Origin of the sequence: Klebsiella terrigena (genome assembly GCF_012029655.1) — a bacterium.
GTDB lineage: Bacteria > Pseudomonadota > Gammaproteobacteria > Enterobacterales > Enterobacteriaceae > Klebsiella > Klebsiella terrigena.
Window position 1 is genome coordinate 947,624 of sequence record NZ_CP050508.1, and the last position, 26,847, is coordinate 974,470.

Sequence of the window (26,847 nt, forward strand, 5' to 3'; positions counted from 1 at the left end):
CATTATGCTCAAACCTGCCGCAGTTATTACCGATGATGAGTCGTTGGCCGTCGCCGTGGCGGCGATCGCTTCCGCCATGGCCGACAGTTCGCGGGTGAAAATGCTCTGCGCCCTGATGGACGGCCGGGCCTGGACGGCGACGGAGCTGGCTACGGCGGCGGACATTTCCGCCTCTACCGCCAGCGCGCACCTGAGTCGCCTGGTGAACGGCCGGCTGCTGGTATGCCTGGCGCAGGGGCGACACCGCTACTATCGGCTGGCGGGGGCGGACGTCGCCGGCCTGGTGGAGAATATGATGACCCTGGCCGGGAAGGGCGCGCTGACGCTGACCACCCGAACGCCGGTTAATTTACGCCGCGCCAGGACCTGTTACGACCATCTCGCCGGCGAGCTGGCGGTGGACATTTATCAATTTTTACTGCGCGAGGCCTGGATTACGCCCGACGGTTCGGCGGTAACGCCTGCGGGGGAAGCGCACTTTTCCCGTCTGGGGATGGTCTTAACCGGCGAAGGCCGACGCAAAGCGTGCTGCGCCTGCCTGGACTGGAGCGAAAGGCGCTTTCACGCCGGGGGGATCGTCGGCGCCGCACTTCTGCAGCATGGTCAGCAGCAGGGCTGGTTTGTGCTGACGCCGGGCTTTCGCGAGGTTTCCGTCAGCGCGGAAGGAAAGCGCGCCCTGGCCCGGCACTTCCAGCTGCTGCTGTAGGAGCGAAGGGCGCCGGGCCCGGTCGCCAGCTCAAACCGGCGGCTGAAAGTTTTTTATTGGACCGCCCGGCGCTATTCCCGTGACCTTATCCTCGCTATTATTCAGATTGTTCCCGATGGTCATCAAATAGCAATATTTGCCATTATATCTACCCCCCACAGATATATCCCTTGCGCCTTATCCCTTCTGAAGTAAATAACTTTATTATCGCTTTTGATTATTGTTTAACAATAATTGATAGGTCATAGCTATCGTCAGAGTGATGTAACAAGTTATAAGCAAATGTATATTTATCAGCGAAAAATAGCATTCTTTGACGCCGACAGCATTATCGAATTCCTTATTTGAATTCGCGTCCTGACGCCTTAAATATTGCGGCTTCCGGTCAGTCGAAGTTTCTATTCACAGTTGTAGCGATAGGCATCGCATAACGCTTCTTATCGTCTGCAGATTTACTGTTGGTTTATTGATACAAAACTCACTCTGACAAGGAAATGGCAATGAAAAAGGTTCTTCTCTCTGCAGCAATGGCAACGGCATTTTTCGGTATGGCAGCGGCAAATGCGGCTGATACCAATGTTGGCGGCGGCCAGGTTAATTTCTTCGGTAAAGTAACCGACGTATCTTGTACTGTTTCCGTAAACGGCCAGGGCAGCGATGCTAACGTTTACCTCTCTCCGGTGACCTTAACTGAAGTGAAAGCGGCAACAGCCAACACCTACCTGAAACCTAAATCTTTCACCATTGACGTGTCTGATTGCCAGGCGGCTAACGGCGACAAACAGGACGACGTGTCTAAACTGGGCGTGAACTGGACCGGCGGTAACCTGCTGGCTGGCGCAACGACCGAGCAGCAGGGCTACCTGGCTAACACCGAAGCTTCTGGCGCGAAAAATATTCAGCTGGTTCTCTCCACCGACAGCGCGACTGCGCTGACCAACAAAATCATCCCGGGCGTGAGCACTCAGCCGAAAGCGAAAGGCGACGCAACCGCAGTTCAGGACGGCGCGCGCTTCACCTACTACGTTGGCTATGCTACCAGCACCCCGACTACCGTCAGCACCGGTGTGGTTAACAGCTACGCGACTTACGAAATTACCTACCAGTAATTATCGTCTGAAAATAAACCGCCTTGATTGAGGCGGTTATATGCATTGATAAAGCGGCAGCTGCTGCCGCTTATTTTCCCCGTCTGAGGTCAGCATGAAGCGTATTGCCCTTTGTTTCTGTTTCATTTTTAGTTTTGCGGCCCATGCCAATAATATTATTGTTAACGGCACCCGCTTTATTTATCCAGGAAATGAAAAAGAAATAACGGTACAGCTTTCGAATACCGCCGATCGCCCGGCGCTGGCGCAGGCCTGGCTGGATAACGGCAACGCCGACGCCACGCCGGATACGATTACCACGCCATTTATTATTACCCCGCCAATATCCCGCGTGGATGCTAAAAGCGGGCAGACCTTACGTATTAAGCTTGGCAGCAGCGCCGGGCTTGCCAAAGATAAAGAGACGCTGTGGTGGCTTAATCTGCTGGAAATACCGCCGGTAGAGGCTAATCAAAAAAATGAAGGACAGAACATCCTGCAGCTGGCGATTCGTTCGCGCTTTAAGTTTATCTACCGCCCGACCGGACTGGGCAACCGCGACGCTGCGCCGGAGAAATTAGCGCTTTCGGCCAGCGGCAGCAGCCTGTCGGTCAGCAACCCTACGCCATTTTATCTCACCGTAAGCCGTATTTCCCGCGACGGCGGCAAGGCCCTGAACGGCAAAACGGTGATGCTCGCTCCACAGTCCAGTCAGACCGTAGCCCTCTCTTCTGCCGTGAGCAGAGGCGAGACCCTGACGATTAATAACATCAATGACTATGGCGCAGATGTGGCAGTGAAAGTAGCCGTTAAATAAGGGACACTATCATGAAGCAGAGGACCATCTGCCCGGGAAGGTTAAGTTCGGCGATCGCTATGGCGCTGCTCTGCTTTCCGCCATTTTCCAGCGGACAGGAAAACCCGGGAACGGTATACCAGTTTAACGACGGTTTTATCGTTGGCAGCCGGGAAAAGGTCGATCTGTCACGCTTCTCCGCCAGCGCCATCTCTGAGGGCACTTATTCCCTCGACGTCTATACCAACAACGAGTGGAAAGGGCGCTACGAGCTGCAGGTCACCCGCGATAAAGACGGCAACATGGGGATCTGCTACACCAAAGAGATGCTCGAACGCTACGGCATTGCCGCGGAAAAGCTCAACCCGCAGCTGGGGAAGCAGGAAGGCTACTGCGGACGGCTGAAGGCGTGGCGTAACGAAGAAAACGTTAAAGACAACCTGATTCAGTCCTCCCTGCGGCTGGAGATTTCCGTGCCGCAAATCTACGAAGATCAGCGCCTGAAAAACTTTGTCAGCCCGGAGTTCTGGGATAAAGGCATTGCGGCGCTGAATCTCGGCTGGATGGCCAACACCTGGACCAGCCACACCTCGGCGAACAACGGCTCCGATAACAGCAGCGCCTATCTGGGACTTAACGCCGGTCTCTCCTGGGACGGCTGGCTGCTCAAGCACGTCGGTAACCTGAACTGGCAGCAGCAGCAGGGCAAAGCGCACTGGAACAGCAACCAGACCTATCTCCAGCGGCCGATCCCGCAGATCAACTCGATCGTCAGCGGCGGGCAGATTTTTACCAACGGCGAATTCTTCGACACCATTGGCCTGCGCGGGGTCAACCTGGCGACCGATGACAACATGTTCCCTGACGGAATGCGCTCCTACGCGCCGGAAATTCGCGGCGTGGCGCAGAGCAACGCCCTCGTAACGGTGCGTCAGGGCAGCAACATTATCTATCAGACCTCGGTACCGCCGGGCCCGTTTACCCTGCAGGACGTCTACCCTTCGGGCTACGGCAACGACCTGGAAGTCTCGGTCAAAGAGGCCGACGGCTCGGTGCAGGTCTTTAGCGTTCCCTATGCCTCGGTGGCGCAGCTGCTGCGTCCGGGGATGACCCGCTATGCGCTGTCGGCCGGTAAGGTCGATGACAACGGGCTGCGCAACAAGCCGATGCTCTACCAGGCGACCTGGCAGCACGGCCTGAATAACGTCTTTACCGGCTATACCGGCGTCACGGGCTTTGATGATTATCAGGCGTTCCTGCTGGGGACCGGGATGAATACCGGCATCGGCGCGCTGTCGTTAGATATTACCCAGTCCCGGCTGAAGAGCGACACCCTCGACGAGAGCGGCCAGAGCTACCGCGCCACCTTTAACCGGATGTTTACCGATACCCAGACCAGCATCGTGCTGGCGGCCTATCGCTACTCCACCAAAGGCTACTACAACCTGAACGACGCGCTGTACGCCGTCGACCAGGAGAAGAACCGCAACAGCAGCTACACCCTGTGGCGGCAGAAAAACGGCATGACCTTCACCGTTAACCAGAACCTGCCGGAGGGCTGGGGCGGCTTTTATCTCAGCGGGCGGATCTCCGATTACTGGAACCGTTCGGGCACCGAGAAGCAGTATCAGCTCAGCTACAACAATATGTTCGGCCGCCTTTCGTGGTCCGCCAGCGCGCAGCGCGTTTATACGCCGGACAGTTCCGGCCACAATCGCGACGACCGCGTCTCGCTTAACTTCAGCTATCCGCTGTGGTTTGGCGAGAACCGGACCGCCAACCTGACGTCGAATACCTCGTTTAATAACTCGCGCTTTAGCAGTTCGCAGATCGGGATTAACGGTTCGCTGGATAGCGAGAACAACCTCAACTACGGCGTCTCGACCACCACCGCCACCGGCGGCCAGCACGATGTCGCGCTGAACGGAAGCTACCGCACGCCGTGGACCACTCTGAACGGCAGCTATAGCCAGGGCGAGGGGTATCGCCAGAGCGGCCTCGGCGCCAGCGGGACGCTGATCGCCCATCGCCACGGCGTGGTGTTCTCTCCGGAAAGCGGCAGCACGATGGCGCTTATCGAAGCGAAAGATGCCGCAGGTGCGATGCTGCCTGGCTCGCCGGGCACCCGCGTCGACGGCAACGGCTACGCCATCCTGCCGTATCTGCGCCCGTACCGGATTAACTCCATCGAGATCGATCCGAAGGGCAGCCATGACGATATCGCCTTCGATCGTACCGTGGCCCAGGTGGTGCCGTGGGAGGGCAGCGTCGTGAAGGTGTCGTTTGGCACCACGGTACAGAACAACGTGACGATTATGGCACGCCAGGCGAATAGCCAGCCGCTGCCGTTCGCTGCCAGCATTTTCGACCCGAGCGGCAAAGAGATTGGCGTTGTCGGCCAGGGCAGCATGATGTTTATCAGTGACGCCAGCGTTCAGCACGCGACCGTTAAGTGGAGCGGCGGGCAGTGCACGGTGGAACTGGGCAAGGCAAAATCAAAGGAAAGGGTATGTCGCTGAGTAAACAACTGACGCTTTTTATTGGCCTGATGGCGCTGGGGACTACCTCCGCCTGGGCCGCCTGCTCGCGCCTTTCGCAGCCGACGGTGAACCTGGATATGGTCGTCGGCAGGGTCGTCGTTCCGCCGGATCTGCCGGTGGGCTCGGTGATTGTTTCCCGGGACTGGACGATGAGCGCGTCGGGCGGGGCCAGCTACAGCTGCACGTCCGGCACCAACCGCTTTGCGGCGAAGATCGTCTCTACCGGTGCGACCGACCTGGGCAATAAGGTCTACTCCACCAACGTGCCGGGGATCGGCATGCGCTTTAGCCGCGGCGGCGCGACGGTGAATATCGTCTATCCCGACGTCTTCTCATCCTATGTTGCCCGAACCACCAACTACTCGCTGGAAGGTTCCCGCTTTACGCTGGAGATCATAAAAACCGCCGCGGTCACCGGCAGCGGTACCCTGGCGGCGGGAAAATATACCTCCTACGACTGGGAGCGGGGCAACAACCCGATTCTGGAAACCTACCTCAGCGCCAATGCGATTACCGTGGTCTCACCCTCCTGTACGGTGCTCAGCGGTAAGAATATGAACGTTGACGTCGGAACCATTAAGCGCAGCGATCTGAACGGCGTCGGCACTTACGCCGGCGGCAAAAATTTTAATATTGAGCTGCAGTGCAGCGGCGGGCTGAGCACCACCGGCTATGCCAATATCGAGGCCTCGTTCTCCGGTACCCTTGCGACCGGCACGACCCTCACCCGTGGCGCGCTGCTGAACGAAAAAGCCGGCAGCGCGATGGCCAAAGGGATTGGGATTCAGGTGCTGAAAGGCGGCGTGCCGGTTGAATTCAACAAGAAGTACAGCGTCGGGACCTTAAGCAGTCAGGAAACGCGCTACATCACGATGCCTTTCCTTGCGCGTTTTTATCAGTACGCGGCGGCCACGAGTACCGGCGAGGTTGAGTCTCACATGATCTTTAACCTGACGTACGATTAATTCGGGAGGCGGGTATGAAGGAAAATGGATATAAGCACCACGGCAAACGACTTGTCGGCCTGCTGGCGATGAGCGGCCTGCTTGTTGCCTCTTCCGCTGCGGGTTTTATGACCAACTATGATAACGGGCGGGTGGATTTTGCCGGCCGGGTAACGGATATCTCCTGCAGCGTGGCGCTTAACGGTGGTCACAATGCCGGCAGCGGCAGCGTCTGGCTGGCGCCGGTGAGCCTGGCGGAGGTGCACGATCGCGGAGCCGGGGCCTTTATGAAAGCGCAGCCTTTTACCCTCGAGCTGTCGAACTGCCAGCTGCGTCATGACGGCGGCGCGGCGGACCAAAGCGAAGTCCGTTCGGTGAACGTTCGCTGGATCGACGGATTTATGGTCAATACCGTCAACAATGAAAATGCGGGCTATCTGGCGAACACGCTGCCGCACGGCGCGCGTAACATCTATCTGGCGCTGTCGACCAATGACAACAATACGCTGGATAAGAGCAATAAAATTATCCCGGCAGACCCGCTGCAAAACCGGGTGCAGATTAAAGAAAAAGCGGTAGATGGCGGCGTATTTACCTATTATATCGGTTACGTCTCGCCGGCACCGGAAAAAGCGACCTCCGGCCCAATGACCAGCTGGGCAACCTGGGAGCTGGTATATAATTAAGGGCCTGCGCGACAGGCGGCAAAAGCGCACTTTCGCGAAATTGATGGCCCTGTACAAACGAAAAAAATGCCGGAATGCCCGGCATTTTTTAAATCACGTTATCTTCTTCGACCAGCTGTTCAATGCTGACTTCTTTCCAGTAGTGGCCCTGAATGGCGAACCACGACATTCCCTGTAACCATTTTTTATGCGCCTCACTCTCAACGCCTTCGATAATAACGTTATGGTTATTATGGGATAGGAATGTTACCAGCGCATCCATTAGCGGGCGCCCGGACTCTTTTTGCATTAAGTGCCAGAAAAAGTTTTTATCAATTTTTACATAATCGAAATGATATCCGCGAATGGCGTTAATGCCCGCATTGCCCGCGCCGAAATCATCCAGCCAAAGGGTGCTGGTTTGCGTACTTTGCCAGGCGCTAAGTGCATTATTAAGCAGGTTATTGGAATTTTCCGTCACTTCAAAATGCACGCAGCCGAGACGTTCGATATAGGCTTCGATCTGCGGCTGGCGTAGAATGCTGAGGATATGATCGTCAACGTTGATGGTGGCAGAAATATTATTTTTAATAAACCACGCTTTATGCTTCTCAATCAGCGCCAGCTGCTCCATGAAAATACTTTCACGCAGCGCGTTGTTGGCGTGGCGGAAGAAAAATTCGGGCGCCACGGGAATATGATCGAAGCGGCTCAGGCATTCAACGGCAACCAGTTGGTCCTGCGGCGAGAACATTTTTTGAAAAACATAACGAACAGAGATATCGCCACGTGATAAATTGTGGTCTGAAAATATATTAGCGTTCATTTTCTCGTGTCGGGAATTTAGCAAGCGTGCGCTGTAGGGTAGAATTATTATAAGTGACCTTTATGCCGATGTGAATTTTTATTAAAAGCAAGTGACCAATTGATGACAGTATTTTGATTGGTCGCTTGCTTTTTTTCATCCCGGCGCGAAAAGGAGCGCTAACATTGATACATGTTGACTATTTTTTTATTCATAATCCGCGAACTGCCCATGCCGAGCTTCTTCATGATGTGAATTCGATGGCTGTGTACCGTTTTATGATCAATGTTAAGCACCGCGGCGATACGCTTGTTGTTATAGCAGGCCATAATCAGCTCCAGTACCTGAATCTCTCTGATCGAGAGCTTTTTTTGGGTTAACAGAAACCGGTAATCCACGGCGGATGTCGGCACTTTTGTGATGTCGGAGAAATCGTTAAGCGATGATTTTTCAGTTAAAATGATTATATTTTCCAAAAAAATCAGCTCCCGACACAGCCCGGCGATATCGCTCCTGACGATCAGCACCAGCCGGAGGCAGCGCGCCAGGCAGAAGCGCAGTTTGTTAAGTAGATGCACCGTGTCAGCAGCAGAAATATCCTTATGAATGACGTTGAAAATAACGATTTTAGCCTGAGGGAGCGCCTCCCCCTGCATGATGTTCTGATAGCTTAAGGCGGTAATGTTTTTATCGTTATCAATCATATAACGCTGTATTGATTGACCGATGAGGTTATCATCGGTGTATAGCAATATACTCTCCAAGGGCTCAGACTCTCTTTTTTCTTTTCGCTTCCAGAATCAAATCAAGCATCATTTTCTCAATTTTTCTCTTATCATCGTGATGCCGGAACTTAAACTGACAAGAGACCTGATGATAGCTTTCCCCCTGTTCGTCATCCTCATCGAGGGTCACCAACACGACGTTTTTAACCACCAGATCGACGGTGATTTCCCCATATTCGGCGGCTGAAAGAATCGAGTTTTTAAGGATTGAATTGTGGGTGAGAAATTTAAGATTCGGGTTTTTGGCCATCAGCGCGCAGCCGCCATCTGAAATATCTTTAATTTCAAATGTGTAATTCTCTCCATTTTTATGGCGGCCATGACAAAAAAAATCATGCTTATGCTGCAGCCGAAATCGCGGATCGCGCCGCCTTTGGACCACCTGAATACATTCAGGTAAGGTAAATGAGACCTTATTACTTTTAGCGGTACCGCTCCCCGAATGTTTCTTCAGCGTTGAACTGAACTCTATCTTCCCTGAATCGCTATGCAGAACAAATTTGAACCTGTGCCCCGGAGGGATCCTGGTGTGGGTGACGATGTGAAATTCTGAAAAATCAACACGCGCCAGCTGCGTAATGAAGTTTTTGTTATTATAGAAAATCTCTATCTCAGACTGCTTTCTGAGTTCCTCCCTGAAAATAGCAATGATCTCATACTTACTGGTCTTTATTGTTCCCTCTGTCATGTGAAGTCCTTGTTAATTTTTATATTGTGTGTGTGGATTTTTTTTATAGCAATGACAACATTCTGATTGTGTTAATCAGATGTTTTAATGAGCGTTTGATGTTATTAGCTATCTTTGTGGCTAAATTGATTTGTATAAACGTCGAATTGGTAGTTGTTTTTCCTGTAATCAAGAGTTCAAAAAATGAAGATAGATACAAACGACCGCGGCCTCCAATAAGGAGGCCGGTCTAATTAGTATAAAATGATGCTTTGTATAGGGTTACTTGCGAAAGGACGGCTGGGGCAAATACCCATTAGTGGGATCTATAGTGCCAGTAGCGTTGAGTTAATTCCAGGCAAATATTAGCGGCAGAATACCCCCTGTCGCCATGCGCTTAGACGCGCCGGGGAGAGGGGGAACGGTTCAGACTTTGAGGTTATCTAAGGTGCTGAGCGCAGCCGCGGGCAGGGTTAAGGTGGCGGCGGCAAGGTTTTCTTCAAGATGCTGGAGCGATGAGGTCCCGGGGATAAGCAGGATATTGGCTGAACGCTGCAGCAGCCAGGCGAGGGCGACCTGCATTGGCGTTGCCGCAAGTTCGGCGGCGATATCGTTCAGCTCCTGCGCCTGAAGCGGCGTAAAGCCCCCTAGCGGGAAGAAGGGAACGTAGGCAATATTCTGCGCGGCCAGCGCGTCAATGAGCTCATCGTCCTGGCGATTGGCGACGTTATATTGATTCTGCACGCAGACAACAGGCGTCATCTTTTGCGCATCAGCGACCTGCGTGGCGGTGACGTTACTGAGGCCAATGTGGCGGATTAGCCCTCGCTCCTTTAGCTCGAGCAGCGTCGTTAGCGGTCCTTCCAGCGACCCTTCTGCCGGGCCGTGGGGGCTCAGCATGCTGCGCAGGTTGACGACCTCCAGTACGTCGAGCTTGAGGTTACGCAGATTATCCTCAACCGCCTGGGTCAACTCCGCCGGCGACATAGCCGGGAGCCAGTTCCCTTTTTCATCGCGGCGGGCGCTGACTTTAGTCACGATACAGAGATCGTCAGAATAGGGATGCAGCGCCCTGCGGATCAGCTGGTTGGTGACGTGCGGGCCGTAAAAATCGGAGGTATCGATATGGTTGACCCCCGCGTCCACCGCCGCCTGCAGTACGCGAACGGCGTTTTCAGGATCGGCAGGCGGGCCGAACACGCCAGGGCCTGCCAGCTGCATTGCCCCGTATCCCAGGCGATAAACCTGACGGTCGCCTAAGGTACCGGTTCCGGATAGCCGTACGTTGGACATGGAAACTCCCCCTGATAATAAGCAAGTTCTAAGTGTAAACCGGTCAGGGGATTTTCAGCGGCGGGAATATTAGCAGAAAGTGCGGCAACGGCGGTGGCCGTCGCCGCAGGGGAGGATTAGCTAAAGAACATCACCGACACGCACAGCAGGCCGACGACCAGGGTGATGAAATTACCCAGCGATCGGTATGGCTTGAGGGCGGGGATGATGTACGTCGATAGGGTCGGCATGATGAACAGGATCATGGCGATCAGCGGTCCGCTGATGGCGTATATCATCGAGATGGCGTTGGGGTTAATAAAGCACACCGTGAAGGTCAGCGCCGAGACCAGCAGGATCGACATCGCGCGGTTAAAGGCGCGGCTTTTGCGAATGCCCATCTGCCCCAGCGAGGTTTTCACGATTTCGCTGGCGCCCTCAATCACCCCGAAGTAGGTTCCGAGGAAGGATTTTGACATCGCCACCACCGCCACGACGATCCCGGTTACCGCCAGCCAGGCCGGGGAGCCGGGCATCATCGACAGCGCGGAGAGGATGGTGACGCCTTCATGACGCGCGCTTTCAATATAGGTGGCCGGTATCGCCAGCAGGCAGCTGACGACAAAAAACAGCACGCTGGCGCAGATGATGGTGTAGGCCACTTTCATGATTTTTTTGCATTTACCCATCGCCTGTTCGCCGTATTTCTCCTGCTGGTCGATAGCAAAAGTTGAAATAATCGGCGTATGGCTAAAAGCGAAAACCATCACGGGTATTGAGATCCAGACCTGGTGGAGCGTATGCGAGTTCAGCTGCATCTGGCTGGTGAGGTGCTCAGGCTGCCAGTTACCAATCAGATAGATAGAGAGGAACAGGAAGCAGGCGATCAGCGGAAACACCAGAAAACCCATTACCTTAATCGTTATCTGACGGCCCATCAGGAAGATCAGGTTCAGCACCAGGACGACGGCGAGGCTGAGCAGCGCGCGGACGCCGGCGGTGATCGGGATATGTCGCGACAGCTGTTCGGCGAGGGAGTTGGTGATCGCCACGGCGTAAATCAGGACCACCACGAAAAAGGCGAGGAAGTAGAGCGCGGTGATCAGATTCCCGACCTTCTTGCCGTAATAGTGGTTGACCGCACCGGTGATGCCAGCGCCGGGAGCTATCTTAGCGGAGAGGATAAATTGACTCAGCGCCCTGTGAGGCCAGTAGGTTAACGGCCACGCCACCAGTGCGGTGATGAGCAGAACAACGGCGCCGGCGGAGCCTAGTTGGATTGGCAAAAACAGAGTGCCAGCGCCTACGGCAGTGCCATATAAGGCAAAACTCCAGAGAGTTTCTTCTTTAGACCAAATTTTAGACATTGTATGAATTTATCAACCGTAAAACCCAAAAAAAGGAGTGTAATTTAACACATCTATGTTTTGGTCGTGGCGATAGTTTTAGATGGCGGGCTGCCGCGAGGATCGCCGGGAGCAGCCCCGGCGAACCTCACGCGTTTAGCTACGCGTAGGGATCTGCGTTTGACGGTGCTTCAGTACCCGCACGCGCAGCGTGTCCCAGACCCAGTTGAACAGCATGGTGTAGGGCAGGAAGAACAGCATAAAGCCGATTTCCAGCATAAACGCCTGTATCAGCGAGACGCCAAGGAGCAGCGCGACGGCGGTGACGCCGATGGTGATAAATCCGCACTCAAAACCGATGGCGTGCAGGGCGCGGACCTTGAGGGTTCTTACCACCCGGGAAACCGGCCAGATACGGTCAAAGATCGCGTTATAAATCAGGTTCCAGACCATCGCCAGGGTGGCGAGTAGAATGCTCAGGCCGCCCATTTCGACCACCGAGCGCTGCATCAGCCAGGCCGCGGTAGGGGCGAGGATCAGCGTGGCGAGGCCCTCAAAGCTGACCGCGTGAATAATACGTTCCGTCAGCGACTTACGCTGCAGGTTGCTCTGTTGCATGGTTTTTACCTCCGGGTAAAGCCGTCGTTCACAGCCGTTTATTAGCGATGCAGGCTGAACGCGTTATAAGAAATTACTCCGCATTTTATGGATAAATGTGATAAACAAAAGATAGAATCCATCGATAAAGTAGATAGTTCATGCGCTATTCTCCCGAAGCTCTCACCGCTTTTGTCGAAGCCGTGGCCTGCGGCTCGTTTTCCGCCGCCGCGCGCCGGCTGCGCAAAAGCCAGTCCACCGTCAGCACCGCTATCTCAAACCTCGAAGCCGACCTCGGGGTGACGCTGTTCGATCGTTCCGCCCGCCAGCCGGTGCTGACGCCGCAGGGCGAGCAGGTGCTGAGCTACGTGAAGGCGATTCTGGCGGCAAGCGACCGGCTCGATGAGCTGGCTATTTCTCTCTCCGGCGAAACGGAAGCCCGGCTCACGTTTGTGCTCTCCGATACGCTGCATCCCGATGTCCTTGAAGATCTGCTGGAGCAGTTCGACCGCCGTTTCCCGCACACCGAATTTGAGTGCCTGATCGGCGAGGATGAAGACGTTGTCGACCTGCTGCAAAAGGAGCGCGCGCAGGTGGGGCTGGTTGAGGCCAGGGATAGCTATCCTCCGGAAATCGGCTGTACGCGCCTGCCGCTACAGACCGCGATGGCGATTTACGTGGCGCCCCGGCACCCGCTGGCGGCACAGAGGAGGGTCGTCTGGGATGAGTTGCACAGCTGGCGCGAGCTGCGGCTGAGCACCTATCTGGAAAGCAGGGCCGATCCTGCTCAGGGGCAGGTGTGGTCGGCGCCCAACTATCTGCTGCTGCTCAGCATGGCGGTGCAGGGGCTGGGCTGGTGCATTTTGCCCTGCGCGCTGGTTGAGGAGTTTGCCGGCGTCGGAACCCTGGTGCCGCTCGATATTGCGGGCTGGCCGCGGATGATATCCGTAGATTTACTGTGGAATAAGCGGGCGCCGCCGGGAGAGGCGGGGAGCTGGCTGCGCCAGCATTTGCAGCGCCAGGGGCAGTAAAATCGCCGCAAATCTTTGTGATTTACCTCACTTTTTTTAAACATTTGCGAAATTTTTTGATAACAATTCTCTACTATGTTGTTGTTTCTTTGCACAGAGGCAGGCAGAGGTAGAGGATGAAAGATGTCGTGATCGTCGGCGCGCTGCGTACGCCTATTGGCTGCTTCCAGGGGGCGCTATCCCGCCACTCGGCGGTGGAGCTGGGGAGTCTGGTGGTTAAGGCTTTGGTCGAACGCGCCGGAATCGATCCCCACACTATTGATGAAGTGATCCTCGGGCAGGTTTTAACCGCCGGCACCGGGCAGAACCCTGCGCGCCAGTCGGCGATCCGCGGCGGGCTGCCGAATACCGTTTCGGCGATCACTATTAACGACGTCTGCGGCTCCGGGCTGAAGGCGCTGCATCTCGCTACGCAGGCTATTCAGTGCGGCGAGGCGGACGTGGTGATTGCCGGTGGTCAGGAGAATATGAGCCGCGCGCCGCACGTGTTGACCGACAGCCGCACCGGGGCGCAGCTGGGAAACAGCCAGCTGATCGATAGCCTGGTTCACGACGGCCTGTGGGATGCGTTCAATGATTATCATATGGGCGTGACGGCGGAAAACCTGGCGCGGGAGTACGGCATCAGCCGCGAGCTGCAGGACGCCTGGGCGCTGAGCTCGCAGCATAAGGCGCGGCGGGCGATCGACTCCGGCCGCTTTCGCGACGAGATTGTCCCGGTAATGACCGAGCTGAACGGCGCGCCGCGGCGGGTGGATACCGATGAGCAGCCGCGGGTGGACGCCAGCGCCGAAGGCCTGGCCTGTCTGCTGCCGACCTTCGACCGTCTGGGTTCGGTGACCGCAGGCAATGCCTCAACCATTAATGACGGCGCGGCGGCGGTGATGATGATGAGCGAGGCGAAGGCGCTGGAGCTTGGCCTGCCGATCCTCGCGCGGATCCGCGCGTTCGCAAGCGTAGGCGTCGATCCGGCGCTAATGGGAATTGCGCCGGTACATGCGACCCGCCGCTGTCTGGAAAGAGCGGGCTGGCGGCTGGACGAGGTGGATCTTATTGAAGCCAACGAGGCGTTTGCCGCGCAGGCGATTTCGGTGGGCAGGGTGCTGGAGTGGGACGAGCGGCGGGTGAACGTCAACGGCGGCGCCATTGCCCTCGGCCACCCGATCGGCGCCTCCGGCTGCCGCATTTTAGTTTCGCTGGTCCACGAGATGATCAAGCAGGACGCCCGTAAAGGGCTGGCCACGCTGTGCATCGGCGGCGGCCAGGGCGTCGCGCTGGCGGTGGAGCGAGCGTAGCAGTCTGCAAAAGCATTTTCCCTTCTTAGCCTCCTGTCATCAGGGGGCTTTTTTATCGGCGCTAAGCACGATTTCCGCGAAAGTTCTCAGCAAAAAGGGCCAATAGCCGCCTTATTTGTTGAGCTTTGTCACGTCTTCATGTGCCATGTTTTTTGAAACAAATAATTACGATCTCGATCACTAAAACATCATCTCTTAAAAAATAAAATACAGTTTCATAAAATAGAAACATAATTTTAATTTTGAGGGGTACCCTATGTTTGCACGATCTCTGGCCCTTGCTGCTCTCTGCGCCGCGTCTTTTTCTGCTGCAGCCGTAACGGTGGATTTGCGTCATGAATTCATCGACGGCGGTAAAACCGATAAAACCAATGCCGACCGCGTCTCCGTGTCGCACCGGTTCGCCAACGGCTTTGGTTTCTCCGTCGAGGCAAAGTGGAAGTCAGGAGGGGATAACACCGATCAGCCTTATTCAGACTTCGTTGGCAACGGGCATGAAGAAACCATTAGCTGGCAGTGGAAGGCGAACAAGAATTTCTCCGTCACGCCGGGCTTCAATATTGAAAGTAACGACAGCCGCTCGATCTATAAGCCGAACCTGCGCGTGCAGTACAGCTTCGATAACGGTTTCTACGTTGCCGCCCGCTACCGTTACGACTACACCCGCTATCCGGCAAGCGCGGGCAAAGAGGACGATAAAGTTAACCGCGGCGATGCGTGGGCAGGCTTCGTGCTGGGCGACTGGCGTACCGAGCTGAACTACGTTTATGCCCGCAGTAGCGAAGGCGTAAACCGTAATGACAATAAACCCTACTCCCAGGAATATAACGTCAAGCTGGCCTATAAGCTGGATAAGAACTGGGCGCCCTACGGCGAGGTGGGTAACGTTGGCGTCAACGACCGCAGCGACCGCCAGACCCGCTTCCGCGTGGGCGTGGCGTACACCTTCTAATAGCAAACCCCGCCTGATTGTTGACCCCGGCGCAGTTAGCCGGGGTTTTGCCGTGGCTCCGCCGCCATCCTCTATTAATTAATCATGCCGGGCGAGTGTCCGCTTCAGCGCTCCCTGTCCGCCGGAATCGAGCCGGCTGCGGGCCAAAAAAAGCCCTCCACTAAGGAGGGCAAGGCCAGTTACAGAAGTACTCAATCAAACTCAGGTTACAACAGGTTATGCCTGCAGCATCTCGCGCTGCTCGGGGAGCTTCGCGATATAGATAGCCGGTTTACCGTCCTTATCGGAGCTAAACAGGATCGCGCTGTCGTCCGGCGTAAAGGAGGGGTGCGGATGGGTCACCTGGCGGCTGTTGGCAATGGTTGCCCACGACGTATCGTGACGCGCAACGCGGAAGAAGGCCCGCTTCGCCACGTCGAAAACGTACAGATAGGGGTCGTTATCGATGGTATAGCCGCTGGTATCCTTCACGTCGACCGGGGTGCCGGAACCGTCGCCCACCAGCAGCGTGCCGTCAAAGTTACTCATCAGATGCGAACAGGCGGGCATCTGCATCAGCGCTTCGTTCACGCCGCTATCCGGATTAAAGCGGTAAACGGTGCGTCCCTGCTGGCCCTTCAGGTAGGAGACGTACATCAGCGCCGAGCCGTCCGGCACCCAGAACTCGTGGGTGCAGCTTTCGCCCTCGGCATGCTCTTTGACTTTACGTACGCTGCTGCCGTCTTCATTCACCATCCACATGCGGGCATCAACCAGATCGTGCGGGCCTTCGTGGCAGAAGGCGACGGTGTTGTCATCAAACGGCCGATAAATAGGATGGCCCAGCCAGTTTTTCTCTTCATGGATGGTGCGGCTTTCACCGGTTTGCAAATCGACGCCCAGCAGGCGGCAGTGCGGGCCCTTATGGAAGAAGTCGTGGAAGGTCTGCCAGTCGTTGAGCGGCGTCCAGTCGCTTTTGGCGATCTCAATGCCGACCAGCTTGCTGCAGTCGCTGTTGGCGACCCAGGTTCCGTAGCCCACCCATTCGTCGGCGACGCGATAGACTTCGCGCTCCTGCAGGGTGGTGAGGTTAACTTCCAGCAGCGTGCGGTCATTTTTAACGTAATAGAGGGAGGTATCGTCCGGCGAGAGGAAGCCGCCGAAGGTGTTGTCGCCGGCCCCTTCGGTGAGCTGGACGGCTTCGGCCGCGGCGATATCCAGCAGGTAGTAGTTCCAGTGCCCGTCGAATTCACCGGCGAACAGCAGATGGCTACCGTCGTTGAAAAAGCATTTCTGATAGAAATAGTTACGATGGCAGGTCACTTCCGGAGGGGTTAAGCGTGTGACCTCTGCCCCGGTATCGGGATCGCGGCTGACTTCATAGTTGAGTTTTACCCGCATGCCTTTAGCCATGATGTGCTCCTTTTCCTTCCTGCGCTGCCGCCTCCCTGAGGGGCGCGTGAGCAGATGAGTTTGATTTAAAAGATAGGTGTCAATTTATCAAAACATCGTTTCATTATTTGTGATGGCGAGCGCAGTTCGCAATAACTTCCTGCTCTGGATCGCACTTTTTTGCCTACAGGCAGCGGTATGAAGAGGGAACTTTGTTTTTATGCCGACTTTCTGCGATCTGAAGATGATTTTCTAAGTTTCTATAATGCTTTGTATTTAAATGAATTTCACTCTTTATTGTTTCAGGTCGGGTCAGCGCTTCGTGATCTGATTTGCATTTTTAATATTTGCCTCGCTAAAAATTGAAACGATGTTTTAATAATAATTGAAAATGACCCTGCCCGGAGATAAGATGGGTCCACTAGCAAAACGGAACTCTGTTTTATTTTTATAATGGGCCAGCCCCAGAGAGTTCTTCTTACATAATGGCCAGCGCAAGCAGCCGGTCGAACCTATAGAACCTCGCCTGTGTAGTACGGGCTATCTGAAAGATAAAGGAACCAGGTATGATACTCGATACATTCTCTCTCCAGGGTAAAGTGGCCGTTGTGACCGGATGTGACACCGGGTTGGGCCAGGGCATGGCGGTAGGGCTGGCGGAAGCGGGCTGCGATATTGTCGGTATCAATATTGTTGAGCCAACGGAGACCATTGAGCGCGTCACCGCGCTGGGCCGTCGTTTTCTGAGCCTGACCGCCGACCTGCGCCAGATTGAGGGGATCCCGCAGCTGCTGGAGCGCGCCGTCGCTGAATTTGGCCATATCGATATTCTGGTCAACAACGCCGGCCTGATCCGCCGTCAGGATGCCCTTGAGTTCAGCGAAAAGGACTGGGATGACGTGATGGATCTGAACATCAAGAGCGTATTCTTTATGTCTCAGGCGGCAGCGAAGCACTTCATTGCCCAGGGCAACGGCGGCAAAATCATCAACATCGCCTCCATGCTCTCTTTCCAGGGCGGTATTCGCGTGCCTTCCTACACCGCCTCAAAAAGCGGCGTGATGGGCGTGACCCGCCTGCTGGCGAACGAGTGGGCGAAGCACAACATCAACGTTAACGCTATCGCACCGGGCTACATGGCGACCAACAATACCCAGCAGCTGCGCGCCGACGAGCAGCGCAGTGCCGAAATTCTTGAGCGTATTCCGGCGGGCCGCTGGGGTTTGCCGAGCGATTTGATGGGGCCGGTGGTGTTCCTCTCCTCCAGCGCGTCTGACTACATCAACGGCTATACCGTGGCGGTGGATGGCGGCTGGCTGGCGCGCTAATCTTCCCGCTTTGCCGAATAAAAACCTGCCACAGACGGCAGGTTTTTTTATGTGTGAACATTAATTGTCCATATTGATAAATGAAAATAATCCATATTAATTAGTTATGGGGTGGTGATAAATCGCATCATTATTGGATTTTTATCTGCAGTTGATAAATTGTCGCGCCGTTATGAAAGTTGAATGTCCATCACAAAACGATGTCTAGTAGCTAATTAGTCCATATCTTTGGCATCTCCACCCTGACACATTACCCCGCCGATCCCGTACTTTCTCATCACGTCTTACTATGTTCTGGCAGGGAAAAATGACCTCAATTAATAATGACTCTACGTTAATGCCGCGTACGCAGCGTGATACCCGGCGCATGAACCAGTTTGTCTCCATTGCCGCCGCGGTGGCCGGGCTCCTTTTTGGCCTCGATATCGGGGTGATTGCCGGGGCGTTGCCCTTTATTACCGATCATTTTGCCCTATCCAGCCGCCTGCAGGAGTGGGTGGTCAGCAGCATGATGCTGGGCGCTGCCGTCGGCGCGTTGTTCAACGGCTGGCTCTCTTTCCGCCTCGGGCGTAAATACAGCCTGATGGTCGGGGCGATACTCTTTGTTGCCGGATCCATCGGCTCCGCCTTTGCCGACAGCGTCGAGGTCCTGCTGCTGGCGAGGGTCCTCCTCGGCGTTGCCGTCGGGATCGCCTCCTATACAGCGCCGCTTTATCTCTCTGAAATGGCGAGTGAAAACGTCCGCGGGAAGATGATAAGCATGTATCAGCTGATGGTGACGCTGGGGATCGTGATGGCCTTTCTATCCGATACGGCGTTTAGCTACAGCGGCAACTGGCGCGCCATGCTGGGAGTGCTGGCGCTGCCTGCGGTCCTGCTGATTGTGCTGGTGGTGTTCCTGCCCAACAGCCCGCGCTGGCTGGCGGAGAAGGGGCGCCACGTCGAGGCGGAAGAGGTGCTGCGCATGCTGCGCGATACCTCGGAGAAAGCCCGGGATGAGCTCAATGAAATTCGCGAAAGCCTGAAGCTCAAGCAGGGCGGCTGGGCGCTGTTTAAGATCAACCGCAACGTCCGTCGGGCGGTGTTCCTCGGCATGCTGCTGCAGGCGATGCAGCAGTTCACCGGGATGAATATCATCATGTACTACGCGCCGCGTATTTTTAAAATGGCGGGCTTCACCACCACCGAGCAGCAGATGATGGCGACCCTCGTCGTCGGCCTGACCTTTATGTTTGCCACCTTTATTGCGGTGTTCACCGTGGACAAAGCCGGGCGTAAACCGGCGCTGAAAATTGGCTTTAGCGTGATGGCGCTGGGCACGCTGGTGCTCGGCTACTGCCTGATGCAGTTTGATAACGGTACCGCCTCCAGCGGCTTATCCTGGCTTTCCGTCGGCATGACCATGATGTGTATTGCCGGCTACGCCATGAGCGCCGCCCCGGTGGTGTGGATCCTGTGCTCGGAAATTCAGCCGCTGAAGTGCCGCGACTTCGGCATCACCTGCTCCACCACCACCAACTGGGTGTCGAATATGATTATCGGCGCGACCTTCCTGACGCTGCTTGACGCGATTGGCGCCGCCGGCACCTTCTGGCTCTATACCGTGCTCAACGTCGCCTTTATCGGGGTGACCTTCTGGCTGATCCCGGAAACCAAAAACGTCACCCTTGAGCACATCGAGCGCAACCTGATGTCCGGCAAGAAGCTGCGCGATATTGGTAACTGATTACAGCGACTCCCTCGGCAGCCAGGGGCTGGCAACCCGCACCGTATCCCGATGGCTGTCGCCGTTAATAATATGCAGGGCGCTCAGGCGCCCTATTTCATAATGCGGAAGCTGCACCGTTGAGAGCGGCGGTAAAAACAGATCGCCAATGCCGACCATATTATCGTAACCGACCACCGCCACGTCCTGCGGGATGCGCAGACCCTGCGCCAGCAGCGTCTGATAGACCATAAAAGCGATGCGATCGTTACCGCAAATCACCGCATCGAACTGCGGCTTACCCGCGCGAATGTTTGCCAGCAGCATCGCCGGGATGTCGCGATAGTGCTCATCGCCATACTCCATATAGCTGTGTTCGAGCGTATGCGGATCGAGACCCGCTTCGCGACAGGCGCGCTCCAGCCCCTGGCGTCGGCGCACGGTCGCCAGATGCTTCGCCGGCAGATGCAGGCACAGCGGACGGCGATAGCCCGCCGCCAGCAGGGCCTGTACCGCCGCATACTGACCCTGCTCGTCGTCCGGAATATAGCTGGCCACCGGGTCGTGCAGGCTTTCGCAGTTGGCCAGCACGCAGGGGAGGGTCAGCAGCTTGGCCGGGAGCGGCACCTGGCGCAGCCCCATGGTGGTGTAGATAATCCCGTCCGGCCGGTGGGAGAGCAGCAGATCGACGATGGTGTCCGGGCTATCGTCGGAAAACATGTTGACCACGAAGCTGTTCCAGCCGTGCGCCCGCGCGGTTTCTTCGATTGAGAGCGTAATTTCCACCGAGAAGGGGGTGGTGACGGTATCCAGCGCCAGAACCCCGATGGTATTCGGCGTGGCGTGGGCGCCGCGTATTTTTTTGGCGGAGAGATCGGGGACGTAGTTGGTTTGTTCAATGGCGGCCTGAACGCGAGCCAGAGTCTCTGGTTTCAGGCGCTCCGGGCTATTCAGCGCCCGTGAGACCGTCATCAGAGAGACGTTTGCCAGTTTTGCCACATCTTTCAAGGATGCCATATTTACCACTCCAACGCTGTCGCCAGGCAACAGGCTATATAACTAAGTCGCTGATGTAAAAGGATCATATGCGATATTCTATCGCAGGATGCGCCGCAGCGATGGCGAGGAATATTTGATCGCGATCGCATCTCCGTTATGTTAACGTTAACTTATGTGATTAACATCATGTATCTCAGTAAAAGGGCATGAGTTTTGGGTTTTGTTAACGTTACCATCTGCGCATTACTCCAACAGAGAACGTCATGATGAAAGCACATCACTCTCACAGCTATCCGATACTCAGCGCCTTACTGTTCTTCTTTTTCGTGACCTGGTCTTCGTCCGGCTCTTTGCTCTCTATCTGGCTCCATCAGGAGGTCGGCCTGAAGGCGGGGGATACCGGCATCATCTACGCGGTTCTCTCCGTTTCAGCGCTGTTTGCCCAAATTTGCTACGGCTTTATTCAGGACAAGCTCGGCCTGCGTAAAAACCTGCTCTGGTATATCACCGCGCTGCTGATCCTCTCCGGGCCGGCCTATCTGCTGTTTGGCTACCTGCTGGGCATTAACATTTTTCTCGGCAGTATTTTTGGCGGGATCTACATCGGCCTGACCTTCAACGGCGGCATCGGCGTGCTGGAGTCCTACACCGAGCGCGTGGCGCGGCAGAGCCAGTTTGAGTTCGGCAAGGCGCGGATGTGGGGATCGCTGGGCTGGGCGGTGGCGACCTTTTTTGCCGGCCTGCTGTTTAACATCAACCCGAAGCTGAACTTTGCCGTCGCCAGCTGCTCCGGCCTGGTGTTCTTTTTCCTGCTGGCGCGGCTGCGGGTCTCCTCTGCACCGCAGGCGATGGAGGAAGCGGTAGCGGGCGGCAAGGTGACGCTGGAGGACGCGCTGCGTCTGCTCACCCTGCGCCGCTTCTGGGCGCTGGTGTTTTTCGTCGTCGGCACCTGTATTTACGGCGTCTACGACCAGCAGTTCCCGGTCTACTTCTCCTCGCAGTTCGCCACCCTGCAGGAGGGCAACGCCATGTACGGCTACCTGAACTCTTTCCAGGTGTTTCTTGAGGCGGCGGGGATGTTCTGCGCGCCCTGGCTGGTTAACCGCATTGGCGCTAAAAATGGCCTGATTTTCGCCGGTATGGTGATGGCGCTGCGGATGGTGGCCTCCGGGCTGGTGGAGGGGCCGCTGCTCATCTCTATCACCAAGCTGCTGCACGCGGTGGAGCTGCCGATCCTGCTGGTATCTATATTTAAATACAACAGCTTAAACTTTGATAAGCGCCTCTCATCGACGCTCTATCTGGTGGGCTTTGCCTGCACCAGCTCGGTTATTGCTACCGTGCTGTCGCCGCTGGCGGGCTATAGCTACGAGATATACGGCTTTGCCCGGTCCTATTTGATTATGGGCCTGCTGGTGTTCTTCACCACCTTTATCTCCATCTTCTTGCTGCGCTCGGCTAAGTCACCATCGGACCCGCTGATGCCGCAACCTTCCGTTATTTGAATGAAAAGAGTGAAGACTATGACCTACTCAATTAGCAACGCCGAACAGGAACTGCAGGCGAAAAGCGATGCGCTGAACCTGCGCTGGTACCCGCGCTACCATCTTGCCGCCCGCGCGGGCTGGATCAACGATCCTAACGGCCTGGTGTGGTTCGACGGCTGGTATCACGCCTTTTACCAGCACCATCCCTACTCGACGCAGTGGGGGCCGATGCACTGGGGTCATGCGCGCAGTAAAGATTTGGTGCACTGGGAGCATCTGCCGGTGGCGCTGGCGCCGGAAGGCCCGGAGGATAAAGATGGCTGCTTCTCCGGCTCCGCGGTGGTCGACGGCGATACGCTGGCGCTGATTTATACCGGGCATAAATTCCACGGTGACCCGAACGACGAGGCCAACCTGTATCAGGTGCAGTGCCTGGCGACCAGCCGCGACGGCATCCACTTTGAGCGCCAGGGGATCGTCCTCGATACCCCGCCGGGGCTGCACCATTTCCGCGATCCTAAGGTGTGGCGCGAGGGCGATAGCTGGTACATGATCGTCGGCGCGCGCCTCGGCGATGTCGGCCAGGTGCGCCTGTACCGTTCGGCCGATCTGCGCCAGTGGCAGGACGCCGGCGTGCTTGATGAGGCGGAAAAAGAGATGGGCTACATGTGGGAGTGCCCGGACTTTTTTGCCCTCAACGACAGGCGCGTGCTGATGTTTTCTCCGCAGGGAATGGCGGCGCAGGGCTATCAGAATCGCAACCTGTTCCAGAGCGGCTACCTGCTCGGTGACTGGCAGCCGGGCGGCACCTTTGTGCGTGAAGGCGAGTTCGTTGAGATGGACAGCGGGCATGATTTTTATGCGCCGCAGAGCTTCCTGACGCCGGACGGTCGGCGGATCGTTATCGGCTGGCTGGATATGTGGGAGTCGCCGCTGCCGGAGCAGCAGGACGGCTGGGCGGGGATGCTCTCGCTGCCGCGCGAGCTGAGCCTGAGCGCCGACAGCCGGCTGCAGATGCGCCCGGCGAAAGAGGTTGAAAGCCTGCGCGGAGCGTGGTTCCCGTGGCCGGTAAGCACCTTGAAAAACCAGCAGACCATGCTGGTGGAAAAGTGCGAGGCGATGGAGGTTATCCTGCGCTGGGACAGCGCCAACTGTAGCGCTGAGCAATATGGCCTCAGCTTCGGCGACGGTCTGCGGGTCTACGTTGATGCGCAGATGCAGCGCCTGGTGCTGGAACGTCACTATCCGCAGCATGGCCTGTGCGGCGCGCGCAGCGTGCCGTTAACCGCCGGGGCGCCGCTCAGTCTACGGATATTCTTCGACAGCTCTTCCGTCGAGGTCTTCGTTAACGAGGGCGAAGCCTGCCTCAGCAGCCGTATTTATCCGGATGCTGACCGTCGTGAATTAACCCTATTTGCGTGGAGCGGATCGGCCAGCTTATCTGAGGCCGGGGCCTGGCAGCTCGAATAATATAATTACTGTTTATTCTGTCGTTAATAACCCGTCTGTGACGATGGGCGGGTTATTATTGTCATCATCGTCGTGCTTTACCTGTATACCCGGCATACTTCAGGCTGCATATGCGTTGGCTGCACTCTCTCACCCTGGTCACTTACTTCAGTAAGCGCCTGGGGACTTGCTCTCTTGCCGCCGCTCGAATTATTTAGGGTATAAATAAAGATTTCATTTAATTAAATAATAAAAGGGTTTACCGATGAATAAAATCTGGGTCGGGTGCTTTCTGTCGTCTTTATTTACCCCTCTGGCTAATGCGCAGGCACCATTAACACTCGAAGAACGGCTGGCGCAAATGGAGCAGCGGCTGCAGGAGACCGAGCAGCGTGCGACCAGCGCCGAGGCGGAGATTCGGGCGCTAAAGCGTCAGGAGAAGCCGGCTGTCGTGGCCAGCAACGCGGCGGCCAAACCCGCGCTGCAGGTCAATGATTATGGCGAATTAAAGTTTTATGGCGACGTTGAGTTTAATATGGACGGTGCCAGCCGTACCGGCAGCCTGACCTCGGTGAGAACCAGCGCAAATAAAAACTGGGCGCCGGGGAAAAAAGAGCGCTGGGATATTAACGGACGTATTCTTCTCGGTTTTGATGGCCTGCGGAAAGGGGCCGATGGCAAGTATGCCGGCTTTAGCGTACAGCCGCTGGCGGATATTAATGGCAAGATGAATCTGGACGATGCGGCCTTTTTCTTTGGCCAGCAGGATGACTGGAAAATTAAAATTGGGCGCTTTGAAGCCTACGATATGTTCCCGCTGAATCAGGATACCTTTATTGAATATTCCGGCAATACGGCGAACGATCTTTACAGCGACGGCTACGGCTATATCTATATGATGAAAGAGGGGCGCGGACGCAGCAGCAGCGGCGGCAACTTCCTGCTGAGCAAAAATCTCGACAACTGGTACTTCGAGGTGAATACGCTGGTGGAGGACGGCAGCACGCTGTTCGTCGATCGCAACTATCACGGCAACGCGCTGGATAACCAGAAAAACGTCGCCTACGTGCGTCCGGTAGTGGCGTGGCAATCCGGCGCGTGGTCGGTGGCGGCGGCGATGGAGAGTAACCTCGTCAATAACGCCTACGGCTATCAGGACTCACGCGGCCGCTGGGTCGACCAGTCGAGCCGTACCGGCTACGGCATGACCATGAGCTGGAACACGCTGAAGGCCGATGCCGAAGATGGCGCGGTGGTGAATCTGAGTACCGCCTATCTCGACGCCACGGATGAACAGGACTTCAGCGCCGGCATCAACGCGCTATGGCATCGCGTGGAGCTGGGCTACATCTATGCGCATAACAAAATCGACCAGTTTAATCTGGCGGGCGTGAGCGCAGAATGCGACAACGAGTGTGCGGTACTCGCCCCAGGGCGCTATGACATCCACACGCTGCACGCCTCGTGGCTGCTGCCGAATATCATGGATATGGCGAATTTTAACATTTACCTCGGCGCCTACGCCTCGTGGCTGGATTCGTCGGCGGAGAAAAGCGCGGGATCGGACGAACGCTACGGCGCTCGCGTACGCTTCAAATACTTCTTCTGAGGGAAAAATCCGTCGGTCCCGGCGTCCGGCGCAGTGGTTTGCCTTTAATGACGGGATTCTGGCAAAAAAATCCCCCGCAGCGGGAGCCGCGGGGGAGGTTTGGCAGGGCTGAATTAGCGCATGGCGCGCTTGAGAATGCGGTCCGACTGACGCTGGAAGTCCGCCGCCGTCTCTTCTACGGATTTCTGCCCGTAATCGATGTACTGCAGTGAGGTGCCGAACTGGGCTACGATCTGCGGGTCGTCGAAGTAGGGCGACACGGAGAGCTTCGCCGGCAGGGACTGCGCCAGCTTCAGCCCGGAAACCGCCGGATCGTCGGCCTTGATCGTGCCGTCCTCGGTCAGGTACTGCACCGCCACTTTACTCAGCGGCACGCCGCGCTCGAGTCCTAAGGTATCGACCCCGGCTTTGCTGTTGAGCAGGAAGTTAATCACCTTCGCCGCCGCTTCCGGGTTTTTCGTTGATTTACCGATCGAGAGCATCTGCGCGGGCTTAAAGAACAGGCCGGCGTCGGTGGCACCCGGCAGCATCGGGTATTCACCCAGCTCCAGCTTCGCTGGCGGCTTCAGGTTGTCGGAGTATTTGTTGATGGTGGAGTTCCACATGTAGGTCCCCGCCCACTCGCCCTGGATCCACGGCTTCATCTCGTACATATTGCTTTTGCCAAAGGAGGCGTAGTATTTGGTGTCCGGCATGACGTGGCTGTCGATAAGCTTTTTATACATCTGGAAAAACTCGACCCACTGCTCTTTGCTGTAGGAGAATTTCTTGGTTTTATCGTCGATAGCCGGCTGGTTGTACTTCTGAATCATGTAAGAGTTCAGCAGCGCCAGGGTGTCCTGGTGCTCCAGCACCACCGGGTAGTACTGCTTACCGAGCTTGCTTTCAAAGGCTTTTCCCGCCGCCATCAGCTCATCCCAGGTTTTTGGGTAGGCGACGCCGGCTTTTTTCCAGGTTTCATCGTTAAAGTAGAAGACGCGGGCGGTCACGGAAATAGGAATGCCGTTGAGCTTGCCGTTCACGGTGGTGGACTGCAGCTCCTTCGCGTCAAACTGGCTGAGATCGATGACGTCCTTCATCTTATTGAGGTCGTAGAAGCCGTCGCCATTTTTCGAGAAAATAGGCAGCCAGTTCCAGTTGGTCTGCATCACGTCCGGCTCGGTGCCGCCGGCGATTTGCGTGGTCAGGCGCGAAAGGTGGCCGTCCCAGCCGGTGTATTCCGCTTTGACGTTAATATCCGGGTTCTGCTTATGAAATTCTTCCAGCGCTTTCAGGGTCACCTGATGGCGGCCGTTTCCGCCCCACCAGGACATGCGCAGGTCGACATCCTGTGCCAGAGAAGGTAGCGCGGTCAGGCCCAGAGTGGCGGAGATTGCGGCGCTTAAGAGCACTTTTTTCATTTTAATACTC

General features: G+C 56.0%; 23 protein-coding genes. 14 read left to right on the forward strand and 9 right to left on the reverse strand.

What is annotated here, in order from left to right; translation table 11 throughout:
* Positions 1 to 4 precede the first annotated feature (4 nt).
* The 6 genes from HCK03_RS04610 (at position 5) to HCK03_RS04635 (ending at position 6,760) form a co-directional block, all read left to right on the forward strand.
* Positions 5 to 706: an ArsR/SmtB family transcription factor gene (locus tag HCK03_RS04610; protein ID WP_167691199.1), complete on the forward strand. Its 702-nt coding sequence runs from the start codon at positions 5 to 7 to the stop codon at positions 704 to 706.
* Positions 707 to 1,206: 500 nt separating this feature from the next.
* Positions 1,207 to 1,815: a fimbrial protein gene (locus HCK03_RS04615; protein ID WP_041147075.1), complete on the forward strand. Its 609-nt coding sequence runs from the start codon at positions 1,207 to 1,209 to the stop codon at positions 1,813 to 1,815.
* 94 nt (positions 1,816 to 1,909) lie between these two features.
* Positions 1,910 to 2,611 (forward strand): fimbrial biogenesis chaperone, encoded by a 702-nt coding sequence (locus tag HCK03_RS04620; RefSeq protein WP_041147074.1) that lies wholly within the window; start codon positions 1,910 to 1,912, stop codon positions 2,609 to 2,611.
* 11 nt (positions 2,612 to 2,622) lie between these two features.
* On the forward strand, positions 2,623 to 5,109 hold the full coding sequence (locus tag HCK03_RS04625; RefSeq protein WP_041147073.1) for a fimbria/pilus outer membrane usher protein: 2,487 nt from the start codon (positions 2,623 to 2,625) through the stop codon (positions 5,107 to 5,109).
* The gene (locus tag HCK03_RS04630) at positions 5,100 to 6,095 is read left to right on the forward strand and encodes a fimbrial protein (protein ID WP_041147072.1); all 996 of its coding nucleotides are present in this window, start codon (positions 5,100 to 5,102) and stop codon (positions 6,093 to 6,095) included. Before HCK03_RS04625 ends, HCK03_RS04630 begins: the two co-directional genes overlap by 10 nt.
* A 68-nt stretch (positions 6,096 to 6,163) precedes the next feature.
* A complete protein-coding gene (locus HCK03_RS04635) occupies positions 6,164 to 6,760 on the forward strand; it encodes a fimbrial protein (RefSeq protein WP_228283782.1) in 597 nt (198 codons plus the stop codon).
* Positions 6,761 to 6,848: 88 nt separating this feature from the next.
* On the opposite strand, the gene mrkJ is transcribed toward HCK03_RS04635, so the two are convergent.
* The 6 genes from mrkJ to HCK03_RS04665 all read right to left on the reverse strand — a co-directional run bounded on the left by mrkJ (position 6,849) and on the right by HCK03_RS04665 (position 12,232).
* On the reverse strand, positions 6,849 to 7,565 hold the full coding sequence (mrkJ, locus tag HCK03_RS04640; protein ID WP_115191970.1) for a cyclic-di-GMP phosphodiesterase MrkJ: 717 nt from the start codon (positions 7,563 to 7,565) through the stop codon (positions 6,849 to 6,851).
* A gap of 158 nt (positions 7,566 to 7,723) precedes the next feature.
* Positions 7,724 to 8,308, reverse strand: coding sequence for a helix-turn-helix transcriptional regulator (locus HCK03_RS04645; protein WP_041147069.1), 585 nt, complete (start codon positions 8,306 to 8,308; stop codon positions 7,724 to 7,726).
* Between the two features lie 4 nt (positions 8,309 to 8,312).
* Positions 8,313 to 9,017: a flagellar brake protein gene (locus HCK03_RS04650; RefSeq protein ID WP_041147068.1), complete on the reverse strand. Its 705-nt coding sequence runs from the start codon at positions 9,015 to 9,017 to the stop codon at positions 8,313 to 8,315.
* A 405-nt stretch (positions 9,018 to 9,422) separates the two neighbouring features.
* Entirely contained in the window at positions 9,423 to 10,289 is an 867-nt protein-coding gene (locus HCK03_RS04655) for an oxidoreductase (protein ID WP_115191971.1), read from the reverse strand.
* A 116-nt stretch (positions 10,290 to 10,405) separates the two neighbouring features.
* Positions 10,406 to 11,635, reverse strand: a complete 1,230-nt coding sequence (locus HCK03_RS04660; protein WP_167691201.1) for an amino acid permease — start codon at positions 11,633 to 11,635, stop codon at positions 10,406 to 10,408.
* Positions 11,636 to 11,770: 135 nt separating this feature from the next.
* Positions 11,771 to 12,232 (reverse strand): multidrug/biocide efflux PACE transporter, encoded by a 462-nt coding sequence (locus tag HCK03_RS04665; protein ID WP_115191973.1) that lies wholly within the window; start codon positions 12,230 to 12,232, stop codon positions 11,771 to 11,773.
* A 140-nt stretch (positions 12,233 to 12,372) separates the two neighbouring features.
* Here HCK03_RS04665 and HCK03_RS04670 point away from each other — a divergent pair, with 140 nt between their 5' ends.
* From HCK03_RS04670 to HCK03_RS04680, 3 genes are all read left to right on the forward strand, one after another.
* Positions 12,373 to 13,242, forward strand: coding sequence for a LysR family transcriptional regulator (locus HCK03_RS04670; RefSeq protein WP_167691202.1), 870 nt, complete (start codon positions 12,373 to 12,375; stop codon positions 13,240 to 13,242).
* Positions 13,243 to 13,358: 116 nt separating this feature from the next.
* Complete coding sequence (locus HCK03_RS04675) at positions 13,359 to 14,537, forward strand: acetyl-CoA C-acetyltransferase (protein ID WP_115191975.1); 1,179 nt, start codon at positions 13,359 to 13,361, stop codon at positions 14,535 to 14,537.
* A gap of 256 nt (positions 14,538 to 14,793) precedes the next feature.
* Positions 14,794 to 15,489: an oligogalacturonate-specific porin KdgM family protein gene (locus HCK03_RS04680; RefSeq protein ID WP_041147062.1), complete on the forward strand. Its 696-nt coding sequence runs from the start codon at positions 14,794 to 14,796 to the stop codon at positions 15,487 to 15,489.
* 216 nt (positions 15,490 to 15,705) lie between these two features.
* Here the strand turns inward: HCK03_RS04680 and HCK03_RS04685 are convergent, their stop codons facing one another.
* Entirely contained in the window at positions 15,706 to 16,881 is a 1,176-nt protein-coding gene (locus tag HCK03_RS04685; protein WP_115191976.1) for an oligogalacturonate lyase family protein, read from the reverse strand.
* A gap of 545 nt (positions 16,882 to 17,426) precedes the next feature.
* Here HCK03_RS04685 and kduD point away from each other — a divergent pair.
* Together kduD and araE are read left to right on the forward strand one after the other, a co-directional pair.
* Positions 17,427 to 18,188 (forward strand): 2-dehydro-3-deoxy-D-gluconate 5-dehydrogenase KduD, encoded by a 762-nt coding sequence (gene kduD, locus HCK03_RS04690; protein WP_076945931.1) that lies wholly within the window; start codon positions 17,427 to 17,429, stop codon positions 18,186 to 18,188.
* 307 nt (positions 18,189 to 18,495) lie between these two features.
* Complete coding sequence (gene araE, locus HCK03_RS04695) at positions 18,496 to 19,914, forward strand: arabinose-proton symporter AraE (protein ID WP_041147059.1); 1,419 nt, start codon at positions 18,496 to 18,498, stop codon at positions 19,912 to 19,914.
* Here the strand turns inward: araE and HCK03_RS04700 are convergent, their stop codons facing one another.
* Positions 19,915 to 20,910, reverse strand: a complete 996-nt coding sequence (locus HCK03_RS04700; protein ID WP_041147058.1) for a LacI family DNA-binding transcriptional regulator — start codon at positions 20,908 to 20,910, stop codon at positions 19,915 to 19,917.
* Between the two features lie 245 nt (positions 20,911 to 21,155).
* On the opposite strand from HCK03_RS04700, the gene HCK03_RS04705 reads away from it, so the two are divergent.
* The 3 genes from HCK03_RS04705 to HCK03_RS04715 all read left to right on the forward strand — a co-directional run bounded on the left by HCK03_RS04705 (position 21,156) and on the right by HCK03_RS04715 (position 25,437).
* Positions 21,156 to 22,397, forward strand: coding sequence for an MFS transporter (locus HCK03_RS04705; protein WP_041147057.1), 1,242 nt, complete (start codon positions 21,156 to 21,158; stop codon positions 22,395 to 22,397).
* Positions 22,398 to 22,415: 18 nt separating this feature from the next.
* Entirely contained in the window at positions 22,416 to 23,849 is a 1,434-nt protein-coding gene (locus HCK03_RS04710) for a glycoside hydrolase family 32 protein (RefSeq protein ID WP_123552040.1), read from the forward strand.
* A 244-nt stretch (positions 23,850 to 24,093) separates the two neighbouring features.
* The gene (locus HCK03_RS04715) at positions 24,094 to 25,437 is read left to right on the forward strand and encodes a carbohydrate porin (RefSeq protein WP_041147055.1); all 1,344 of its coding nucleotides are present in this window, start codon (positions 24,094 to 24,096) and stop codon (positions 25,435 to 25,437) included.
* Positions 25,438 to 25,550: 113 nt separating this feature from the next.
* On the opposite strand, the gene HCK03_RS04720 is transcribed toward HCK03_RS04715, so the two are convergent.
* Complete coding sequence (locus tag HCK03_RS04720) at positions 25,551 to 26,837, reverse strand: ABC transporter substrate-binding protein (protein WP_041147054.1); 1,287 nt, start codon at positions 26,835 to 26,837, stop codon at positions 25,551 to 25,553.
* Between the last annotated feature and the right edge of the window lie 10 nt (positions 26,838 to 26,847).

Excerpts from the sequence above, each read along its gene's own strand:
- HCK03_RS04685 (WP_115191976.1), bottom strand. The coding sequence starts at position 16,881 with ATGGCTAAAGGCATGCGGGTAAAACTCAACTATGAAGTCAGCCGCGAT.
- HCK03_RS04615 (WP_041147075.1), top strand. The coding sequence starts at position 1,207 with ATGAAAAAGGTTCTTCTCTCTGCAGCAATGGCAACGGCATTTTTCGGT.
- HCK03_RS04675 (WP_115191975.1), top strand. The coding sequence starts at position 13,359 with ATGAAAGATGTCGTGATCGTCGGCGCGCTGCGTACGCCTATTGGCTGC.
- HCK03_RS04650 (WP_041147068.1), bottom strand. The coding sequence starts at position 9,017 with ATGACAGAGGGAACAATAAAGACCAGTAAGTATGAGATCATTGCTATT.
- HCK03_RS04720 (WP_041147054.1), bottom strand. The coding sequence starts at position 26,837 with ATGAAAAAAGTGCTCTTAAGCGCCGCAATCTCCGCCACTCTGGGCCTG.
- HCK03_RS04715 (WP_041147055.1), top strand. The coding sequence starts at position 24,094 with ATGAATAAAATCTGGGTCGGGTGCTTTCTGTCGTCTTTATTTACCCCT.
- HCK03_RS04635 (WP_228283782.1), top strand. The coding sequence starts at position 6,164 with ATGAGCGGCCTGCTTGTTGCCTCTTCCGCTGCGGGTTTTATGACCAAC.
- HCK03_RS04660 (WP_167691201.1), bottom strand. The coding sequence starts at position 11,635 with ATGTCTAAAATTTGGTCTAAAGAAGAAACTCTCTGGAGTTTTGCCTTA.
- HCK03_RS04625 (WP_041147073.1), top strand. The coding sequence starts at position 2,623 with ATGAAGCAGAGGACCATCTGCCCGGGAAGGTTAAGTTCGGCGATCGCT.
- araE (WP_041147059.1), top strand. The coding sequence starts at position 18,496 with ATGACCTCAATTAATAATGACTCTACGTTAATGCCGCGTACGCAGCGT.
- kduD (WP_076945931.1), top strand. The coding sequence starts at position 17,427 with ATGATACTCGATACATTCTCTCTCCAGGGTAAAGTGGCCGTTGTGACC.
- mrkJ (WP_115191970.1), bottom strand. The coding sequence starts at position 7,565 with ATGAACGCTAATATATTTTCAGACCACAATTTATCACGTGGCGATATC.
- HCK03_RS04670 (WP_167691202.1), top strand. The coding sequence starts at position 12,373 with ATGCGCTATTCTCCCGAAGCTCTCACCGCTTTTGTCGAAGCCGTGGCC.
- HCK03_RS04710 (WP_123552040.1), top strand. The coding sequence starts at position 22,416 with ATGACCTACTCAATTAGCAACGCCGAACAGGAACTGCAGGCGAAAAGC.
- HCK03_RS04630 (WP_041147072.1), top strand. The coding sequence starts at position 5,100 with ATGTCGCTGAGTAAACAACTGACGCTTTTTATTGGCCTGATGGCGCTG.
- HCK03_RS04620 (WP_041147074.1), top strand. The coding sequence starts at position 1,910 with ATGAAGCGTATTGCCCTTTGTTTCTGTTTCATTTTTAGTTTTGCGGCC.
- HCK03_RS04680 (WP_041147062.1), top strand. The coding sequence starts at position 14,794 with ATGTTTGCACGATCTCTGGCCCTTGCTGCTCTCTGCGCCGCGTCTTTT.
- HCK03_RS04610 (WP_167691199.1), top strand. The coding sequence starts at position 5 with ATGCTCAAACCTGCCGCAGTTATTACCGATGATGAGTCGTTGGCCGTC.
- HCK03_RS04700 (WP_041147058.1), bottom strand. The coding sequence starts at position 20,910 with ATGGCATCCTTGAAAGATGTGGCAAAACTGGCAAACGTCTCTCTGATG.
- HCK03_RS04705 (WP_041147057.1), top strand. The coding sequence starts at position 21,156 with ATGATGAAAGCACATCACTCTCACAGCTATCCGATACTCAGCGCCTTA.
- HCK03_RS04655 (WP_115191971.1), bottom strand. The coding sequence starts at position 10,289 with ATGTCCAACGTACGGCTATCCGGAACCGGTACCTTAGGCGACCGTCAG.
- HCK03_RS04665 (WP_115191973.1), bottom strand. The coding sequence starts at position 12,232 with ATGCAACAGAGCAACCTGCAGCGTAAGTCGCTGACGGAACGTATTATT.